This is a genomic window from Sphingobium xenophagum NBRC 107872 (assembly GCF_000367345.1).
Taxonomy (GTDB): domain Bacteria; phylum Pseudomonadota; class Alphaproteobacteria; order Sphingomonadales; family Sphingomonadaceae; genus Sphingobium; species Sphingobium xenophagum.
Genome location: NZ_BARE01000037.1, coordinates 30,314 through 50,000 on the forward strand (window position 1 = coordinate 30,314; position 19,687 = coordinate 50,000).

The 19,687-nt window shown below is 63.5% G+C and carries 17 protein-coding genes, 1 tRNA gene and 1 pseudogene; 8 read left to right on the plus strand and 11 right to left on the minus strand.

Translation table 11 applies throughout. The features are described from left to right. Positions 1 to 9 precede the first annotated feature (9 nt). Positions 10 to 1,206 carry a Na+/H+ antiporter NhaA gene (gene nhaA, locus SX1_RS15905; RefSeq protein ID WP_026149822.1) on the minus strand — a complete coding sequence of 399 codons (1,197 nt, stop codon included), beginning with the start codon at positions 1,204 to 1,206 and terminating at the stop codon, positions 10 to 12. Positions 1,207 to 1,305: 99 nt separating this feature from the next. Between nhaA and SX1_RS15910 the strand changes: the two genes are divergently transcribed. From SX1_RS15910 to SX1_RS15930, 5 genes are all read left to right on the plus strand, one after another. Next, positions 1,306 to 2,718: a glycosyl transferase family protein gene (locus SX1_RS15910; protein WP_019053786.1), complete on the plus strand. Its 1,413-nt coding sequence runs from the start codon at positions 1,306 to 1,308 to the stop codon at positions 2,716 to 2,718. 260 nt (positions 2,719 to 2,978) lie between these two features. Then, positions 2,979 to 3,818, plus strand: a complete 840-nt coding sequence (locus SX1_RS15915) for a hypothetical protein (protein ID WP_255209775.1) — start codon at positions 2,979 to 2,981, stop codon at positions 3,816 to 3,818. Positions 3,819 to 3,875: 57 nt separating this feature from the next. Beyond that, positions 3,876 to 4,790, plus strand: a complete 915-nt coding sequence (locus tag SX1_RS15920) for a sulfite exporter TauE/SafE family protein (protein ID WP_017182574.1) — start codon at positions 3,876 to 3,878, stop codon at positions 4,788 to 4,790. After that, positions 4,790 to 5,548, plus strand: a complete 759-nt coding sequence (locus SX1_RS15925; protein WP_019053788.1) for a TIGR02186 family protein — start codon at positions 4,790 to 4,792, stop codon at positions 5,546 to 5,548. The genes SX1_RS15920 and SX1_RS15925 overlap by 1 nt, the downstream gene beginning before the upstream one ends. A gap of 91 nt (positions 5,549 to 5,639) precedes the next feature. Next, entirely contained in the window at positions 5,640 to 6,956 is a 1,317-nt protein-coding gene (locus tag SX1_RS15930; protein ID WP_019053789.1) for a DUF3422 domain-containing protein, read from the plus strand. A 10-nt stretch (positions 6,957 to 6,966) separates the two neighbouring features. Here the strand turns inward: SX1_RS15930 and SX1_RS15935 are convergent, their stop codons facing one another. The 6 genes from SX1_RS15935 to SX1_RS15960 form a co-directional block, all read right to left on the minus strand. Then, on the minus strand, positions 6,967 to 7,953 hold the full coding sequence (locus SX1_RS15935) for a threonine ammonia-lyase (protein WP_019053790.1): 987 nt from the start codon (positions 7,951 to 7,953) through the stop codon (positions 6,967 to 6,969). Between the two features lie 137 nt (positions 7,954 to 8,090). After that, positions 8,091 to 8,166, minus strand: a tRNA-Ala gene (locus SX1_RS15940). Positions 8,167 to 8,250: 84 nt separating this feature from the next. Beyond that, positions 8,251 to 8,703: a MaoC family dehydratase gene (locus SX1_RS15945; RefSeq protein WP_019053791.1), complete on the minus strand. Its 453-nt coding sequence runs from the start codon at positions 8,701 to 8,703 to the stop codon at positions 8,251 to 8,253. Between the two features lie 141 nt (positions 8,704 to 8,844). Then, entirely contained in the window at positions 8,845 to 10,689 is a 1,845-nt protein-coding gene (locus SX1_RS15950) for an acetyl/propionyl/methylcrotonyl-CoA carboxylase subunit alpha (RefSeq protein WP_019053792.1), read from the minus strand. Further along, a complete protein-coding gene (locus SX1_RS15955) occupies positions 10,686 to 11,075 on the minus strand; it encodes an endonuclease domain-containing protein (protein WP_019053793.1) in 390 nt (129 codons plus the stop codon). The genes SX1_RS15950 and SX1_RS15955 overlap by 4 nt, the downstream gene beginning before the upstream one ends. Positions 11,076 to 11,176: 101 nt before the next feature. After that, positions 11,177 to 12,778: a carboxyl transferase domain-containing protein gene (locus SX1_RS15960; protein ID WP_019053794.1), complete on the minus strand. Its 1,602-nt coding sequence runs from the start codon at positions 12,776 to 12,778 to the stop codon at positions 11,177 to 11,179. Positions 12,779 to 12,841: 63 nt separating this feature from the next. Here SX1_RS15960 and SX1_RS15965 point away from each other — a divergent pair, with 63 nt between their 5' ends. After that, on the plus strand, positions 12,842 to 13,180 hold the full coding sequence (locus SX1_RS15965; RefSeq protein ID WP_017182566.1) for a DMT family protein: 339 nt from the start codon (positions 12,842 to 12,844) through the stop codon (positions 13,178 to 13,180). A 65-nt stretch (positions 13,181 to 13,245) separates the two neighbouring features. Here SX1_RS15965 and SX1_RS15970 read toward each other — a convergent pair whose 3' ends face one another. Next, on the minus strand, positions 13,246 to 14,391 hold the full coding sequence (locus SX1_RS15970; RefSeq protein ID WP_019053797.1) for an isovaleryl-CoA dehydrogenase: 1,146 nt from the start codon (positions 14,389 to 14,391) through the stop codon (positions 13,246 to 13,248). 86 nt (positions 14,392 to 14,477) lie between these two features. On the opposite strand from SX1_RS15970, the gene SX1_RS15975 reads away from it, so the two are divergent. Beyond that, entirely contained in the window at positions 14,478 to 15,368 is an 891-nt protein-coding gene (locus tag SX1_RS15975; protein WP_019053798.1) for a LysR family transcriptional regulator, read from the plus strand. An 86-nt stretch (positions 15,369 to 15,454) separates the two neighbouring features. Next, the gene (locus SX1_RS15980) at positions 15,455 to 17,902 is read left to right on the plus strand and encodes a TonB-dependent receptor (protein WP_019053799.1); all 2,448 of its coding nucleotides are present in this window, start codon (positions 15,455 to 15,457) and stop codon (positions 17,900 to 17,902) included. Between the two features lie 246 nt (positions 17,903 to 18,148). Here the strand turns inward: SX1_RS15980 and SX1_RS24265 are convergent, their stop codons facing one another. The 3 genes and pseudogenes from SX1_RS24265 to SX1_RS24615 all read right to left on the minus strand — a co-directional run. Beyond that, positions 18,149 to 18,337 carry a hypothetical protein gene (locus tag SX1_RS24265; protein WP_157410236.1) on the minus strand — a complete coding sequence of 63 codons (189 nt, stop codon included), beginning with the start codon at positions 18,335 to 18,337 and terminating at the stop codon, positions 18,149 to 18,151. Next, positions 18,334 to 18,816, minus strand: a complete 483-nt coding sequence (locus tag SX1_RS15985; RefSeq protein ID WP_255209776.1) for a Mov34/MPN/PAD-1 family protein — start codon at positions 18,814 to 18,816, stop codon at positions 18,334 to 18,336. Before SX1_RS15985 ends, SX1_RS24265 begins: the two co-directional genes overlap by 4 nt. Positions 18,817 to 18,982: 166 nt before the next feature. Beyond that, a pseudogene (locus SX1_RS24615) lies at positions 18,983 to 19,393 on the minus strand (ParB/RepB/Spo0J family partition protein); the annotation flags it as partial. Positions 19,394 to 19,687: the final 294 nt, after the last annotated feature.

The window sequence follows — 19,687 nt, forward strand, 5'->3', positions numbered from 1 at the left end:
CGAACCGACCTAGCGCAGCGATGGCGCAGCCCAACGCAACAGGGCATAGCCACCAAGAGCCGAGGCGATCGACCCCATCAAGATGCCGCCCTTGGCCTCTTCGACCAGCAGCGCCGATCCGGGGAAGGCAAGCGCGCCGATAAACAGGCTCATGGTAAAGCCAATCCCGCACAGCATCGCCATGCCATAGATTTGCGCCCAGTTCGCGCCGTTCGGCCGTTCCGCTATGCCCAGTCGCGCCGCGGCCCAGACGCTGCCAAATATGCCGAGCTGCTTGCCCAGAAACAGGCCCAGCGCCACGCCCATCGGCAAGGGGTCCAGCAGTGCGCTAAACACCTGCGCGTTCAACACCAGCCCGGCATTGGCAAAGCCGAACAGCGGTACGATCAGATAGGCGCTCCAGGGATGCACGCCATGTTCCAGCTTGTGCAGCGGGCTGTCCTCCGCGTCGGGCGCGCCCGGCGTGCAGCGGATCGGGACCGTCATGGCCGCCAGGACGCCAGCGACCGTCGCATGAACGCCCGACAGCAGCATCAAATACCACAACAGCACGAACCCGATAAGATAGGGGATCAGCGACTTCACCCCTGCCCGGTTCAACCCGAACATCACGACCAGCACCGCAGCCGCCCCGGCAAGCGCGGCCATATCGAGACCCTGCGTATAGATCAGGGCGATGATCGCCACCGCGCCCATATCATCAACGATCGCCACCGCCGTCAGGAACAGCTTGAGAGAGGCGGGCGCGCGATTACCCAGCAGCGCCAGCACGCCGATCGCAAAGGCAATGTCGGTCGCGGCAGGGATCGCCCAGCCATTGGCCAGTTCCGGCTGTCCACCTGTTACCAAGAGATAGACGAGCGCTGGCACGACCATGCCCGCAACGGCGGCGATGATCGGCAGCCGCCGCCGCTCCCATGTCGACAGCCCGCCATCCAGAAACTCCCGCTTGATCTCCAGTCCGACGAGCAGGAAGAAAATCGCCATCAGCCCATCGTTGATCCACAGATGAACGGTCATTGGCCCCAGCTTCGGAGTCAGTTCCGGTCCAAGCTGCGCATGAATCAGGTCGTGATAGAGATGACCCCCGCCGCCCGGCAGATTGGCCAGAACCATGGCCAGCGTCGCCGCGATCATCAGCAACACAGCGCTGCCCGCCTGACTGGCAAGGAATTCGCGTAATACTGATGGGCGTGGCTTTGTCATTCTTTCGATCTTCCTGTTTTTTTTGCCTCCCTTTTGCGCAATTTGCGCAAAAGACTTGGAAGCGGCTGACACCAATGCCATCCTCTCCCCTGTCGAGGCATGGGGGTCAAGGCTTTGGGGGACATTTTGGTCGCTGGCCTTGCGCTCCTTCATCATGAAATCCTGCTATTTGCCGCCGTTGGACTGGCCATCGGCGGTTTGGACGATTTTCTGATCGACCTGCTGTTTCTGGCGCGCAAGGCATGGCGCGATCTATTCATATATGGTCGCCATGACCGTATGACGACGGCAACCCTGCCACCATCGCCCAATCCCGGCCGGATCGCGATATTCGTTCCCGCCTGGCGCGAAGCGGACGTGATCGGACCGATGCTGCGCCATGCGTTGGGGCGCTGGGGCGATGCGGATTATCGCATTTTCGTCGGCGCCTATCCCAACGACCCCGCGACGATCGACGCCATCGCCGCCGTTGCGCAGGGCGATCCGCGCATCCTGCTGGGCATCACCCCCCATCCCGGTCCCACGACCAAGGCCGATTGCCTCAATCTTCTATGGCAGGCGATGCTGGACGAAGAGACGCGCGAAGGATTCCGTTACAAGGCGATAGTGCTCCACGATGCAGAGGATGTCGTCCATGCCGATGAGATTCGTCTGTTCGACGTGATGATCGACAGGTTCCAACTGGTGCAATTGCCCGTGCTGCCGCTGCCGGGCCAAGGCAACTGGCTCTCCCGCGCCATCGCCAATCATTATTGCGACGAGTTCGCAGAAAGCCATGGGAAATATCTGACCATACGCGAAGCGCTGGGCGCGTCCGTGCCATCCGCCGGGGTCGCCTGCGCGTTCGAGCGGGACACCCTCGCAGCGCTCGCCCGCGATCCAGGCCATGGTCCGTTCGATCCGTCTTCGCTGACGGAGGATTATGAAGCCGGCTTGCGGATTCGCGACAATGGCGGGCGCGGCATATTCGTCCGGATGCGCGACGCAGACGGCGAACTGGTTGCGACCCGCGAATATTTTCCGGACACGATCGACAGCGCCGTCAGACAGAAAGCCCGCTGGATCGTGGGCATTTCTCTGGCGGGATGGGACCGGATGGGTTGGCGCGGCGGCCCGTTCGAATGGTGGATGCGCCTGCGCGATCGGCGCGCGGCCCTGTCCGCCTTTGTCCTGTTCGCCGCCTATCTGACGATTGCTCTATGGGGGATGCTCTGGCTCATCAGCCTCGTCCTGCCAATCCCGCCGCGGCCGCTGTCCCCCATGATCGTGGCCCTCCTGTGGATCAATGTCGGGCTGATGAGTTGGCGCGGCCTGATGCGCGTGCTGTTCGTGGGGCAGGCTTATGGCTGGCGTCACGGCCTTGGCGCAGTGCCGCGCACCTTCATCGCCAATCTCATCGCCATACTCGCAGCACGGCGCGCCATCTTCCAATATGTGCGGTCCTTGCTGGGCCGTCCGCTTGCCTGGGACAAGACCCAGCACCGCTTTCCCGACATGCAGTCCGATCCATGATCGCAACCGCCAGTGGCCGTCCACTCCGTTTCTTTGGGTTCTTGACGGTCGGCTGGATCGCGATCCGGCTGTGGAGCCAGCCGGAACCACCCCTGCCATTGATAGCCCACCAGAAATTCGCGGCATCGGCAACCACGCGCCCGCCAGCGTCGCAACCCACAAGGTCGGGGAATAATGCCTCGGAAATGACCATGCCTTCACCGCACAAGACCTGGACAGTCCAGATGGCGTCCCTTGTGCCCCCGCCGGCCGTCGCGGTCATGACGAATGCCCGCCTCCACCCGGTCCTGGCCAAGGGTCCAGCCCCGACCCACGCCCGCGTCCAAGACGCCATGCCGGTCGACCTGCTGAATTTCATCGCCTTTTCCATGGCCTTTGCCAACCGCCACTATGCGACCGACCCCGGTGCCAATTATGCTGCCCCCTCCCCTGCGCCGCTGTTGCGCTCGGCGTCGACACGGCCGGATCGCTGGCATGGCAGCGCATGGATGCTGTGGCGGGACAATGGCACGTCACCGACCGATGCCGCCCTTGGTCGGCTGGGCGCGTCGCAGGCTGGCCTGCGCGTCGATTATGACCTGACCCCTTCCGCCCCGATCCGCACCGTCGCCTATGCCCGCGCGACCAGTGCGCTCCAGCGCCCGGCAGCCCCGGAAGCGGCAATCGGCTTTTCGATCCAGCCCGCGCGCACCGTCCCTGTCAGCCTGGCCGTCGAACGCCGGATCGCGCTGGACAAGCGGGCGCGCAACGCGATGGCGATCATGGCGGTGGGCGGCTTTGGCCCCACACGGGTCGGCGGCGGGCTGGAGGCGGAAGCCTATGCGCAGGCAGGCATGGTCGGGCTGAACCAGCGCGACGCTTTCATCGACGGCAAACTCTCCCTGCTTGCCCCGATTGACACGAAAAAGCTGCGAATCGGTGCGGCCCTGTCCGGCGGAGCGCAGCCGGGCGTCGAGCGGATCGACATTGGCCCGGAAATGCAGATCCGATTGCCATTGCCCAACATCCCCGCCCACATCGCGGTCGAATGGCGGGAACGCATTGCCGGTCGCGCCGCGCCCTCCTCCGGCCTTGCCATCACCCTGGCTGCGGATTTTTGACGCTGGGCGCATCGCGCGCTTTCACTCGACACATTTTGCCACTACCCCGGTCGGGCCATGGATCTTTACCTGCCCATCGCCAATCTTTCGGTGAACGCGCTGGTCATTGTTGGCCTGGGCGGGATCGTGGGTCTGCTGTCGGGCATGTTCGGCGTCGGCGGCGGCTTTCTGACGACGCCGCTGCTCATCTTTTACGGCATCCCCCCCACCGTCGCCGCCGCATCCGCCGCGTCGCAGGTGACCGGGGCCAGCGTGTCTGGTGTTTTCACCCATATATCGCGCGGCACGGTCGATTTTCGCATGGGCGGCGTCCTGATCGCCGGCGGCGTGGTCGGCGCCGGGCTTGGCGTGCTGATCTTTCGCCTGCTGCAATATCTGGGGCAGATCGATACGGTCATCGGCATCCTCTATGTGCTGATGCTGGGCGGCATCGGCCTGTTGATGGCCAAGGAATCGATTCAGGCGCTGATCGCGCTCAAGACCGGCAGGCGTCCGCAGGCGCGCAAGCGGCGGCACCACCCGCTCGTCGCTGCGCTGCCGATGCGCTGGCGCTTCTATCGCTCCGGACTCTATATCTCGCCACTCGCCCCGTTGCTGCTGGGGATGGCGACCGGCATCCTGACGATGCTGCTGGGCGTGGGCGGCGGTTTCATTCTTGTCCCAGCCATGCTCTATCTGCTGGGCATGACGACCCAGTCCGTGGTGGGCACATCGCTGTTCCAGATCCTGTTCGTCACCATGGCGACGACGATGATGCACGCAATGACGACCAAGGCCGTCGATCTGGTGCTGGCGATGCTGCTGCTGATCGGCAGCGTCACGGGCGCGCAGGTCGGCACGCGGCTGTCGATGACGATCCGGCCCGAATATCTGCGCGTGTTGCTGGCGCTGATCGTGTTGCTGGTCGCTGCGCGCATGGCGCTGGGGCTGGGCTGGCGGCCCGATGAAATCTTCACGATTGAGTTGAACTGATGCGGCGGCGTGACCTTTGGCGGCTGGCGCCGGTCCTGTTGCTGGGCGCCGCCGCTGCGCCGCAACTGGTGCCGGATGTGTCGCAGCGCGACATCGAGATCCAGTATAGTTTCACCGGCGCTGACCTGCTGCTGTTCGGCGCGATCGTCTATCCCGATGGCAACCGCCCGGAAAAGCCCGCCGATATCGTCGTGGTGCTAAAAGGGCCGGAACAGTCGATCACCATGCGCGAAAAGCAGAAGGTGGCCGGCATCTGGGTCAATGCCGATCGCGCCAGCTTCCGGTCAGCGCCCAGTTTCTACGCGATGGCATCGTCCCGCCCGATCGACCGCATCGTCGACGAACGCACCGCCGCGATATATGAACTGGGCGTCGACAAGCTGCAATTGTCGCCATCTTCGCTCAACGATAGCGCGGAACTCAGCCGGTTCCAGGAAGGACTGGTCGATCTGCGCGAACGGTCCGGCCTGTTCGTCGAACGGCCCGGCACGGTCGAAATCAGTGACGGCGTGCTGTACCGGGCGCGCCTGCCGCTATCGGCGCGTGTGATCGTGGGCGATTATACTGCTGAGACTTTTCTGGTGCAGGACGGGCGCGTGGTCGCCGCCGCCGTCCGCGACATTACCGTGCGCAAATCCGGCTTTGAACAGTTCATGGCCGTTGCGGCGGAGAAATGGTCCTTCCTTTACGGACTGACCGCCATTGCGCTGGCAGTCGGCATGGGCTGGGCCGCGGGCGCCATCGCCCGGCGCGTCTGACGGCGCTGGCCATCGCCTCTCATCCTTTGGCATGATCCAATTGCGCGGGCGCCTTTTGTCAGACTAGAAGCCGATCAGGGGGAGCAAAAACATGACCGACGACGCGCAGCACCGGGACGATCCTTTCACGGCGCTTCAACTGCGCGATCATCCCCTGCGCGCGCCCCTGTCGCAGGAAATGCATGTGCGTACCATGCCCCGGCTGTCCGCCCCGGCCCGCCTGCTGCAATTCGTCCTGCTGGTGGATGAGGACGAAGCGCGCGAGAGCAGCGGGGCGCTGGCCGCGCTCCTCGCGGCCCATGGCGTCACCGCCGATACTGGCGACCGCTTCCTGACCTGCCGCCTTGGCATGCTCGAATTTTCCTGCGAACGTCACACCGAATTCATGACGTACAGCTTCATCGCGGACGGCGATGGCGACCCTTTCGACCTGACGCCCTTTGCCGCGACGGCACAGTGGATCGCTGGCCTGCCGGGGCGGATCATCCGATCGACCCAGATCGCGCTGGTCAGGACGCCCCCATCCGACGCCATGATCGCCAGCCATTTTGCGACCGACGACCTCATCATTTCCGACGTGGCGCAGGGCCGCGCCCGCATCTGGAGCGACTTTCGCCTGCACGCCAATGGCTTTGGTCGCCTGTTGATCCGCGACAATGGGCTGGCCGGTGCGGAACCATCGCAGTTGATTCAACGGCTTCAGGAGCTGGGCAATTATCGCAAGATGGCGCTGCTGGGCCTGCCCGAAGCGCAGCGGGCGACGCCGGTCGTCACCGCGCTGGAGCAGCGGCTGACCAATATCACGGCGCGCGTTGCGGAAAAGGACGCGGACGCCGACAGCGTGCTGGCGCAACTGTCCGCGCTCAGCGCCGAACTGGCGCAGATCGTCGCCCACACCCGTTATCGCATGAGCGCGACGCACGCCTATGCCGAACTCTGCTTCGACCGCATCCGGCGGCTCGATATGGCGACGGTGCGCGGGTTCCGATCGCTCGACGATTTTACTGAACGGCGGCTGCTCCCGGCGATGCGTACCTGCGACGCCTTCACCCGGCGGCTGGAGGATCTGTCGCAACGCACCGCCTGGACCAGCGCCATGCTTCGTACGCGCGTGGACACCGCGCTGGCGCGGCGCAATCGCGATTTGCTGGCGTCGATGGACCGGCGCACCGGCCTGCAACTGCGCTTGCAGCATACGGTCGAGGGACTGTCGGTCGTCGCGATCAGCTATTATGCGCTGGGCCTGTGGCATCATCTTGAAGCAGCGCTGGAACGCCAGGGCGCGCATCTGCCCGGCTGGATCGACATCGCGTTGCTGCCGGCCACATTGGTCACGGTATGGCTGGGCGTCCGGCAGATCAGGAAGGTGAAGCGTCCGCCCGCGCGTGGCGAGGCTGCACCGCACTGACAGCGCTCGATCATCCGGCGATGATCTCCGCAAACATGGCTGGATCGACATTGCTGCCCGACATGACGACAACGCTCGCACCATCGCATGGCGGTGCGAAGCCTGCGAGCATCGCTGCCAGCGCGACCGCGCCACCCGGTTCGACCACCAGCTTGAGCGTCGAAAAGGCAAAGCGCATCGCATCGCGCACCTGATCGTCGCTGACGGTCAGGCCAGCGGTCACCAGCGCCCGCATGATCGGCAGGGTCAATGCGCCGGGGCTGGGCGAGAGCAAGGCATCGCAAATGGAACGCGCACCGGGCCCGACCTGTTCGCGCACGCCGCTGATCAGCGACCGGGCGGTATCGTCAAAATCGCTCGGCTCGACGCTGTAGATGGCGGTGGCAGGCGACTGCGCCTTCACGGCGGTCGCGATCCCGGCGGTCAGCCCACCACCGCCGCAACACACCAATATCTGGCCGACCGACGCGCCCGCCGCATCCGCCTGCGCCAATATTTCCAGTCCGGCTGTCCCCTGCCCTGCGATGATATGGGGATCATCGAAGGACGGCACGATCGTCGCGCCCCGATCATTCGCCAATTGGGTCGCTATCGCTTCGCGGCTCTCGCGATGGCGGTCATAGGTCACGACGTCTGCGCCCAGCGCGCGGGTGTTGGCCAGCTTGATCGCGGGTGCGTCCACGGGCATCACGATGGTCGCTGGGATGCCCAGCAGGCGCGCAGCAGCGGCCACGCCCTGGGCATGATTGCCCGATGACCAGGCAACGACGCCAGCGGCACGTTCTACCGCATTCAGCCGGGCCAGCCGGTTATAGGCTCCGCGAAATTTGAACGATCCGGTATGCTGTGCACCCTCAAACTTCAGGAGAACCCGGCGGCCAGCCAATGCGTTGAGTGCCGCATTTTCAAGCAAGGGCGTGACGATGGCGGCGGGCGCGATGATGCGGGCGGCATCGGCGACGTCATGGGCGGTGATGGCGAAAGGTGCGTTGGACATGGACTGATCCCCCTATTGCTGCCGATCTAGTGCGGCAGGGCCGAGCGGAGAAGGGCCATTGCCGCCAGACTGGAGCCGGGGACCAACGGGAAAAGCCGGACTTCGCTGCTGCGCGAAATCCGGCTTTTCGGGAATATTGGTGGAGCCTAGCGGGATCGAACCGCTGACCTCGTCATTGCGAACGACGCGCTCTCCCAGCTGAGCTAAGGCCCCGATGTGCGCGGCTATAGGCGAGGGAAATCGGGCTGGCAACGGTCTTTTGCGCAAAATATTGGCCATGGTCCGCCCGGTCATCACTCAGGCCGTCGCCTTCCTGAGCAGCGCCATGCGCAGGCATTGGCAGGTGATTTCGTCGCGCTGATTGATCAGGCGATGGGTGAAAGTGACGATTCCCGCGTCTGGGCGGGACCGGCTTTCCTTCAGGTCCGTGACTTCGGATTCGCAGCGCATGGTGTCGCCGATGAACACTGGCTTTGGCATGACCAGCTTGTCATAGCCCAGGTTCGCGACCAGCGTGCCGAGCGTCGTATCGCCCACCGACAGGCCGATCATCAGCGCGAAGGTGAAGGTGCCGTTGACGAGAATCTGGCCAAATTCCGAGGCTTTGGCGGCTTCCGCGTCGAGGTGGAGCGGCTGGGGATTATGGGTCATCGTCGTGAAGAGGAGATTGTCCGTCTCCGTCACGGTGCGGCGGATGTCGTGGGCGATCCTGTCGCCGATGGTCCACTGGTCGAAATAGCGTCCGGCCATTTTTGCCCCCTTTTTGGGTCTAACTTTTCGATCTTCGCCCGTATGAGTGATGGGATTTAATCGAAAGTTTAGCGATTACAGTTGGTTATAGCAGATGGAAGTTCGGTAGGACATACGGCCCGGGAGGGCGTGATGCGCGCCCTACCCCTCCGCCTTCTCGATCTTTGCCAGCAGCACGCCTTCGCTCACCTGTCCGCCTTCGCTGGCGTTGAGTTCGGCCACCGTGCCGTCGAACGGGGCGATGAGGCTGTGTTCCATCTTCATGGCTTCCAGCGTCAGCAGTTTCTGGCCCTTGACCACTGCGTCACCCGCCGAAACCGACACGGAAATGATGCGGCCCGGCATGGGGGAGAGGATCGCGCCGTCGGAGGCGCTGCCGCCAGCGCCGCCGCTCGCGCGCCACGGGGCCAGTCGCCAGACCTGACCGGCCTGAGCGATCAGGACATCCTCGTGAACGGGATCGCCCTCCCCACCGCGCGGGTCGAAACCTATGGTCACCATTTCACCGTCCAGCAGAAAAGGTGCCTCTGCCCGCACCGGCGCGTTGAGACGGAAGCCCGCCAACATGCCGCCCTGTGTCAACGCGGCGGCAGCATCGGCCAATGCGTCGGCATCAGGATGATGGGGTGGCATCAGCGCATCGCCTTCGCGCGCGATCAGCCCGGTATCGAGCCGCGCGGCAATGAAATCGGGATGGTACAGCGCCTTGACCAGGAAACCGGCATTGGTCTTGAGCGGCCAGATCGCCGTATCGTCCAGCGCAGCGGCCAAGGCTTCGCGGGCGTCATTGCGGCTGGAGCCATGGGCGATGACCTTCGCGATCATCGGATCGTAAAAGGGCGAAATCTCCGCCCCCTGCTCTACGCCGGTATCAATGCGGCAACCTTCACCTATCTCGAACGTGTCGAGGCGACCGATGGAGGGCAGGAAGCCCTTGATCGGATCCTCCGCATAAAGCCGCGCTTCCATGGCGTGGCCGTTGATGCTGAGCTGGTCCTGCGCCAGCGGCAGCGGTTCGCCCGATGCGACGCGCAATTGCCATTCGACCAGATCGACGCCGGTGATCTCCTCGGTCACGGGATGTTCGACCTGAAGCCGGGTGTTCATTTCCATGAACCAGATGCGGTCGGCGCGCAGTCCTTCCGATCCGTCGGCGATGAATTCGATCGTGCCTGCGCCGACATAGTCGACCGCCTTGGCGGCGCGGACGGCGGCGGAGCAGATGGCCTCGCGGGTGGCGGCGTCCATGCCGGGTGCAGGCGCTTCCTCGATCACCTTCTGATGGCGGCGCTGGAGCGAGCAGTCGCGTTCGAACAGGTGGACGACATTGCCATGCGTGTCGCCAAACACCTGCACCTCGATATGGCGCGGGTTGGTAACCCATTTTTCGAGCAGGACATGGTCGTTGCCGAAGCTGGACGCGGCCTCGCGCTGGCAGGAGGCGAGCGCGTCGGCGAAATCGGCGGGACTGTCTACCTTGCGCATCCCCTTGCCACCGCCGCCCGCGACTGCCTTTATGAGGACGGGGTAGCCGATGGCGTCGGCCTGCGCGGCCAGATGAGCGGGCGACTGATCCGCGCCCAGATAGCCGGGCGTGGTGGGGACGCCGGCGTCTTGCATCAATTGCTTGGCCGCGTCCTTGAGGCCCATGGCAGTGATGGAGGACGGGTTGGGGCCGACCCAGATCAGCCCCGCGTCGATGACAGCCTGCGCAAATTCGGCATTTTCGGACAGGAAGCCGTAGCCGGGGTGGATCGCCTGCGCCCCGGTTTGCAGGGCGGCGGCGATGATCCGGTCACCCAGCAAATAGGATTCGCGCACCGGGGCCGGGCCGATATGGACGGCTTCATCGGCGGAGCGGACGTGGAGGGCTTGCGCGTCGGCGTCGGAGTAAACGGCGACCGTGCGGATACCCATCGCGCGCGCGGTGCGGATGATACGACAGGCGATTTCGCCGCGATTGGCGATGAGGAGGGATTGGATCATGGCAGGCGTCCTTCTACCTCCCCGAAACGGGGAGGGGGACCAGCCGAAGGCTGGTGGAGGGGTTGGCGCTCACGGCAGGCGGAGACAATGGCGATGACGACCATGTCGACCGATTGCAGCACTTCTCTCGCGGGAATGCGAATTGTGTCGAACCCGCGCGCGCGCATATGAGCATCGCGGACGGAGTCGCTTTCCGGTTGATCGCCGCGATTATGAACTTCGCCGTCGATTTCGATGGCAAGCCGTGCAGACAGGCAGGCGAAATCCAGACTGTATGGGCCTATCGGGTGTTGGCGGCGGAATTTGAAGCCGCCGGGCCGCTGGCGCAACGCGCGCCACAATATCACCTCAGGCAGATTGCCGGAGCGTCGTTCGCGCCTTGCCATCCTGATCGTCGCGGAGGTGGTGTTGAATGCCCCTCCACCACCCTTCGGGCGGTCCCCCTCCCCGTTCCGGGGAGGTATGGCGTTGTCCTGCCCCACCCCCATCACATCCGGAACACGCCGAATTGCGCCCTCTCAGCCACCGGCGCGTTCAGCGTTGCGGCGAAGGCCAGGCCCAGTACGTCGCGGGTTTGCGCGGGGTCGATAATGCCATCGTCCCACAGCCGCGCGGTGGCGTAGTAGGGATTGCCTTCCTCTTCATATTTCTGGCGGACCGGCGCCTTGAAGGCTTCGGCTTCCTCCGGCGACCATTTGCCTGCGTCGCGGTGGACGGTGGCGAGGACGGATGCGGCCTGTTCGCCGCCCATCACGCTGATGCGGGCATTGGGCCAGGTGAAAAGGAAACGGGGCTGATAGGCCCGGCCGCACATGCCGTAATTGCCCGCGCCAAAACTGCCGCCGATGAGGACGGTGATTTTGGGCACCTGCGCGGTAGCGACGGCGGTGACAAGTTTCGCGCCATGCTTGGCGATCCCCTCCGCCTCATATTTGCCGCCGACCATGAAGCCGGAAATATTCTGGAGGAAGAGCAAGGGGATGCGCCGCTGGCAGGCGAGTTCGATGAAATGCGCGCCCTTTTGCGCGCTTTCGCTGAACAGGACGCCGTTATTGGCGAGGATGGCGACGGGCATGCCCCAGATATGGGCGAAACCACAGACGAGCGTGGTGCCATAGAGCGGCTTGAATTCATGAAATTCGGAGGCGTCGACGATGCGGGCGATGACTTCGCGTACATCATAAGGCGCGCGAACATCATCGGGAATGATGCCGTAAAGATCGCTCGCGTCATATTTGGGCGGGCGGGGTTCGCGCAGATTGAGGTCCGGCTTGCGGTCGGGTTGCAGGGTCGAAACAATGTCGCGGACGATGGTGAGCGCATGATCGTCATTGTCGGCAACATGATCGACCAAGCCCGATTTGCGACCATGCAGGTCACCACCACCCAGATCTTCCGCCGAAATGACTTCGCCGGTCGCCGCCTGCACCAGCGGCGGTCCAGCCAGGAAGATCGTGCCCTGGTTGCGGACGATGACGGTTTCGTCGGACATGGCGGGAACATAGGCGCCGCCCGCCGTACAACTGCCCATGACGCAGGCGATCTGGGGAATGCCCTGCGCCGACAGGTTGGCCTGATTATAGAAGATGCGGCCGAAATGGTCGCGATCGGGAAACACCTCCGCCTGATTGGGCAGGTTCGCGCCGCCGCTGTCGACCAGATAGATGCAGGGCAGCCGGTTTTCGAGCGCGATTTCCTGCGCACGCAGATGCTTCTTCACGGTGACGGGATAATAGGTGCCGCCCTTGACCGTCGCGTCGTTGCACCCGATCATGACCTGCCGACCGGCGACACGGCCAATGCCTGCGATCAGGCCCGCGCCGGGGACATCATCGCCATAGAGACCGTTGGCGGCCAGTTGGCCGATTTCCAGAAAAGGCGAGCCGGGATCGAGCAGCCGCTCGACGCGGTCGCGGGGCAAAAGCTTGCCGCGCGCTGTGTGCTTGTCGCGGGCGCTGGCGGAGCCGCCCGCGGCTGCGGCGGCGACTTTGGCCCGCAATTCCTCGGCCAGTGCGCGATTGTGCGCGGCGTTGTTGCGAAAGGCTTCGCTGTCGGGGAACAATTTGGTGTCGAGGACCGGCGCGCTCATGCCCTTGCGCTCCCGCGCCCGGTGGTGGCAGTGCGGTGCCCCCTGCCCTGTTCGAGGCCGTTCATGCCCACCATCGCTCTCCTTGTCATTTCAAACCTCTTCATGACCGTCGCCTGGTATTGGCACCTGAAAGGCGGAATGACCAAGCCGCTCGTTGTGGTCATCCTGATCAGCTGGGGCATCGCGCTGGTCGAATATTGTTTTGCGGTCCCTGCCAATCGCATCGGATTTGCCCATGGCTGGTCCGCAGGGCAGCTCAAGATCGCGCAGGAGGCGATCGCGCTGCTGATCTTCGGCGGGTTCATGGTGACGGTGCTGGGCGAACCGCTGCACTGGCGCCATTTCGCCGCGTTTGCCTGCATCATGGCGGGGGTCGCGTTCCTGTTCGTGGGCAAGAACTGATCCGTCAAACCAACCTTCGCTCGAAACGAACGGACGAGGGTGTCACAGCATGACCCGACCATATTCTATGCCCCGACCAGCTCTCGCCCGATCAGCATGCGGCGGATTTCATTGGTGCCTGCGCCAATGTCGAGCAGCTTGGCATCGCGCATGAAGCGTTCGACCGGCCAGTCCTTGGTATAGCCCGCGCCGCCCAGCGCCTGCACCGCTTCAAGCGCGACCTTCACCGCATTTTCGCTGGCCAGCAGGATCGCGCCCGCCGCGTCGTAGCGGGTGGTGCGGCCTGCGTCGCACGCTTTGGCGACGGCATAGACATAGGCGCGGGCGCTATTGAGGGCGACATACATGTCGGCGATCTTGGCCTGCATCAGCTGGAACGCGCCGATCGGCTTGCCGAACTGCTGGCGTTCGCGGACATAGGGCAGCACGACGTCGAGGCAGGCCTGCATGACGCCAAGCTGGATGCCCGCAAGCACGGTGCGTTCATAGTCCAGCCCCGACATCAGCACGCCAGCCCCGCCGTTGAGCGGGCCCATGATATTCTCTTCGGGCACTTCACAATCATCGAACACCAGTTCGGCGGTGGGCGATCCGCGCATGCCGACCTTGTCGATCTTTTGCCCGATCGAAAAGCCGGGCACGGATTTTTCGATGAGGAAGGTGGTGATCCCCTTCGTGCCGTCCCCGGTGCGGGCATAGACGACCAGCGTGTCGGCTTCGGCCGCGTTGGTGATCCAATATTTGGTGCCGTTCAAGACGTAGCGGTCGCCCTTTTTGTCGGCGCGCAGCTTCATTGCCATGACGTCAGAACCGGCCCCCGCTTCCGACATGGCGAGCGAACCGACATGCTCGCCCGAAATAAGCTTGGGGAGGTAGCGCGCCTTCTGTTCCGCATTGCCCCAGCGGCGGATCTGGTTGACGCAGAGGTTGGAGTGCGCGCCATAGCTCAGCCCTATGGACGCGGACGCGCGGGCAACTTCCTCCTGCGCGACGACATGCTCCAGATAGCCCAGGCCCAGGCCGCCATCGGCCTCTTCCACCGTAATGCCGTGCAGGCCCAGTTCGCCCATTTCCGGCCACAGCGCGCGCGGGAACCAGTCCTCCGCATCGATCCGGGCGGCCAGAGGGGCGATGCGGTCATTGGCGAAGCGGCGGCTGCTGTCGCGGATCATGTCCGCAGTCTCACCCAGGGCGAAATCGAAATCGGTCATTGGCGTCTCTCCATTACCCCTATCCTAGCGCCAGCGTGCCCAAGAGAAAAATTGAAAGGACGGTGCTTAGTGTATAGTTTCTGTCTATGATCGAACGCTATCTGCTGCGCTATTTCCTGGCCGTGGTCGACCAGGGCAATTTTTCCCGCGCGGCGGCGCATTGCCATGTGTCGCAGCCGACCCTGTCCGTGGGCATCGCGAAGCTGGAACAGACGGTCGATGCGCCGCTGTTCCTGCGCAGCAACCAGCGGGTCGAACTGACCGAGGCAGGCGCGCGGCTACTGGGCCATGCACGGCGGATCGAGCGGGAATTCAACCTGGCCGAGCAGGCGGGCGCGCGATCGACGCAGGGTGCGCCGCTGCGGATCGGCCTGTTGACCAGCATTCCCGGCGCCCTGGTGGCACAGGCCGTGGCCGCTTGCAGCCCCGGCGACGCGCAGGCGCTGGAACTGGTGCCGGGCACGGAGCGCGAACTGTTGGCGCGGCTGGATGCGGAGCGGATCGACGTTGCGCTGACGATGGTGCGCGACGGGGCGGATCGCTATGCCGCGCGACCGATCATGCAGGAAGGCTATGGGCTGGCCCTGCCCTCCAGCCACGATCTGGCCGGTCGGGCGCGTGTCGCGGCGGAGGAACTGGCAGGCGAGGTGATGATCGTGCGGCGACATTGCGAGGCGCTTTCGGCCACCAGCCGCTATTTCGTCGATCGCGGCGTGCGTCCGCATTTCGCCTTTCGCGCGACCAACGACGAGCGCGTGATGCAGATAGTTGCGGCGGGCCTGGGCGTGACAGTTATGCCAATGGCCTATAGCTGGCCGGGCATGGTGCGCGCTGCGCTGGCCGATTTTGGCGCACGACGCACGATCGGCCTGTTGTTCAGCGCGCGCGCACAGGGGTTAAGCCAAGCGATGCCGCCCATCCTGACGGCGCTGGAAGCAATTGTTGCCGATAAGCCACATTCCCCAAAAGACAGGTAATGGGGCCGATTGTATGACAATATCAACCATGCTAATTGTATTCCTGGGACACAAATCAACGATGTCCGGTTCCAGGGAGAGACGCTTTGAAGGCATCCATCAATGCACGCGCGATGTGCGCTTTGTTCGCATCGGTTTCCAGCATCGGGCTGATGCCCGTAGCGCAGGCACAGACCGACGGCATGGACATCATCGTCACCGCGCAAAAGCGCAGCCAGTCCTTGCAGGATGTCAGCCTGGCCGTGTCCGCGGTCAGCGGCGATGCACTCGCCAATGCCGGGGTGAACAATCTGCAGGACATCCAGCAGCTGGTGCCATCCGTCACCTTTGGCAATGATTTCAACCAGGCCAAGGTGTTCATTCGCGGCGTGGGGGCCAATACGTCCACCACCGGGTCCAGCACCGGCGTCGCGCTGCATGTCGATGGCGCCTATGTCGCGCGGGCAGAAGCGCAACTGACATCCTTGTTCGATCTGGAGCGGGTGGAAGTGCTGCGCGGCCCGCAGGGCAGCCTGTATGGGCGCAACGCGGTCGGCGGCTCGATCAACCTCATCACGGCCAAGCCGACCGCCGATTTCACCGGCTATGCCCGGATCGGCTATGGCAATTATAGCGCGATGATTGCCGAAGCCGCGGTCGGCGGCCCGATCATCGACGCGATTCGCTTCCGCCTGGCAGGCAAGGTCGAGGCGCGGGACGGCTTTGGCGGAAATCCGTTCAAGGGCGGCAGCGATGTCGATGACCTGTTCCGCTATATGGTCCGCGGGCAGATCCAGTTGATCGCGTCGGACAAGGTCGATTTCCTGCTGTCGGGCGAATATTTCCGTCAGAACGACAATAGCGGCGCAGTGCATTATCGCGGCCCCGCCTTTCCCGGTGTCCCCCGGCTGGCCCCGACGGGTACGGGCGGCTTTGCAAGCAAACCGCGCGATCTGGGCAGCGACGAGCCGCCCTCGGTCGACACCAAAAGCTATTCAGTCACCGGCACGCTCAATATTGAGCTGAGCGATGCGTTGAGCATTGGCAACATCACCAATTATCGCGATTTCAAAACGCAACTGATCCAGGATCTCGACGGGTCGGCGCTGGTCGCCACCCTGCCCAACTCGACGTCGATCCAGACCCGCACCATCGACGCGCAGCAGTTCAGCAACGAATTGCAATTCAAATATGACAGCGCCATCGTGAAGGGCGTGGTCGGCCTTTATTATTTTCACGAACGGCAGCGCCCGCGCGATCAGGTGGGCCTGAGTTCGACCAACGATCTGGCGTCCAACATCACCGTGCTGGCGACGCGGCCGACCTTTGTCGACAATGTCGCAGCGCCCGTAGGTTCCGTGACGCTGGCCGAAGCGCTGGCCATGTGCAACTTCCCGGCCGGCACGTCGCCCAACCGCGTCTGCCTGAAATCCAGCCTTGGCACCCGCGCCTATGCCGCTTTCGGGCAGCTGAATTTCGACATGGGGGAGGCATTTGGGCTGAACGGCGTGTCGCTGAAGCTGGGTGGCCGCTACAGCCATGAAAAGGTCGACAGCGCCAACCCGTCGATCATCCTGACCGCCAATGGCAACCCCGCCGTGGCGCAGGTGCGCAAGACGACGGTTAAAGGCACCTATCGCGAAAAGACGTTCAAGGACTTCACCCCGGAAATCGGCCTGCAATGGCAGCCCAATCGCGACCTGCTGCTCTATTACACCTATTCCGAAGGCTTCAAGGCCGGGTCGGGCGAAAATGCGGCGGGCAGCACCACGATCGTGCGCCCGGAAAAGATGAAGAACCACGAACTGGGGATAAAGGCGGAACTGCTCGACCGGCGCTTGCAGATCAATCTGGCCGCCTATCATTACAAGCTGGACGATTTGCAGATCAACAAAACGATCGGCGGCGGACCTGCCGGCTTTACCACCATCTTCGAAAATGCCGCCAAGACGTCGGCGACCGGCGTGGAAGCCGACATGATGGCCCGTCCGGTGGATGGCGTGCGCCTGCGCGGTTCCCTGTCCTACACCGACAGCAAATATGACGATTTCATCACGGTCGACCCGCTCAACCCCGTCAACGTCGCCCAGGCGGGGCAGCCCGCCTATAACCCCGTCACCAATCCCGATCCGACCGCCTTTGGCGCGCCGTGCGGCCCCGGCGCGCTCAACGCCAATGCGCCCTGCAACATCCAGCTGGCCGGCAATCCCACGCGCAATTCGCCCACATGGGCCTATAGCGCCGGGATAGAGGTCGACTTGCCGATCCTGACCGAAACCGGGACGATGACGCTGAGCGGCGACATGTCGGGCAAGAGCAATGTCTATTTCACCGAGTTCAAGCGACTGGTGGAGGGCACACGCGCCTATACGATGTTCGACGCCTCATTGCGCTGGATCGACCGGACCGAAACGGTGACGGCATCGCTGTGGATCAAGAATATCAACAACACGCTGCGCGAAAGCAGCACCTTTGCGATCTCCACCGGCCGCATCATCGGCGTCACCTACCTGCCGCCGCGCACCTATGGCATGACGCTGGGCTACAAATTCTGACGACGCCCCAACCCGCGCCGGTGCAAGATGCTCCGGCGCGGGTGAGCGTATGAAGCGGAAATTTCGGGAAAATCGGCAGTCGGGGCCGGAAAATGGTGCGCTTACAGGACTCATATAATTGTGCTATCAATTTGAATCAAGAAGCTAATATTCACTGAGCAAAGCTACAGGCCCCCACACAAACCCCCAAAAAAAAATTTCGGCGAAAACGGCGCGAATTCGGGTCCTGTCGGGTCATTTTTGCAGTTATTCGTACACCAGTGGAGTTAGCCCACTTTCGCCGATTTCAACCCATTCCCGCCCTTCAGAGCCCAAATTTCGTGACCCCAGTGCAGACGTTCCGCTTTTGTGATTGAGGATCGAAAATTTCGGGCCGACGGAGCGAGCACCATATTCGATGAGCGATCGGATGAAGAGGTTCAGCAGGTTCATCATTCCAGTATCTCGACGGCAGATGGCCCGAAGCCACGACGGAAAAGGGTGCAAGAGCAGACAAGTGAGTGGATGGATCCTAGTCTCACGATCAGCAACACGGCGAAATCGATTCCGCGCTCACCGTGGACGAGTTCCATCATTGCCCCGGCGTCTTGACGGCTCGGCGTGACGTCGAACGTGGGATGGGAATGCCACTCGCCCAGATAGTTGAAGCGGTCATACGCGTTCCCTGTCCGCTGGAAGAACGCATCGAGCGCCTCCGCATGCGCGCCGGGGCTACGGACGAAATGGGCACTTCCGCCGGTCTCAGCGTCAATGGATGTCTCAACGATCCGGAAATGCCCGGGTTCGATTTGCTCGCCCATGAGGACACCGCCAATCTCACGCGGGCCAGCCAACTGGAGCGCGCTACGCAGCGTTGCCACGACATCTTCGGCGATCTCAACCCGCATCGGCGGCTGCGGGATCAAGGTCGGCAAGGAACTCTTCGAGCGCCTTAGCGGCGTCGGCATCCTTCACCGTCCCCCAGGCATCGGCTTCGCCTAGGTCTATCGGGCGCACATCGAATGGTGCGGAGAAGAGCCATTTTTCACGAAGGCCGATCAGATAGGCGGGGTACGGAAAGATGGTTGCATCTGGCCGGGCAAGCAGGTCGACGGCAAAGGTCAGCGAAATATCCTCTGGCGATCGGCCCTCCTTCACCAACCGGGTGAAGGTCTCCCACCGGGTCACCTCATCGGGATCGAGCCGGGCGATATTCTCGATGAGCGAGGCTTCCAGCGCCGCCGCGTCATCCCCCGCCTCCATGATCGCGCAGGGCAGCGGCTCGACGCTTCCTTCCTCCTGCGCCACGATCATCGCGGCATGGTAGCGCCGTTTGCCCGCGACAATCTCGTAGGTGGTGGGTGATCCATTCTGTCGCACGATCAGCGGCACCAGCACGCCCCGCGCCCGAACGGACGGCAGGATATTGTTCAGGTCCGGCGCCCTCTTCACGCCCCGCATGTTCGCAGGCGAGATCGAGAGGCAGGCAATGTCGATATGCTTGAGTTCCATGACTTTTACTCCTCTTGCACACACCGGACCCCGAAAAAGCGGGGTGGGCGGCAAGAGCGCACCGGCAGGCCCGGACAAGCGGCGGGCTGCATCCGGTAGGACCGCAACGAAGTGAAGGAGCTGCGCCGCAGGCCGGCTTGCCGCCCGCCACGACGGGCCTAGAGGGAAGCGACGCCCACACCGCTTGGCCGGGACCGGCCCACGCCATCGCGCCTAGCGATGTCCACCGGCGGTCCGCCAGGATCGCGCGTCAGCGATCGGCACCCGGCAGGGCCGAGACAAGGAAAGTGGGCT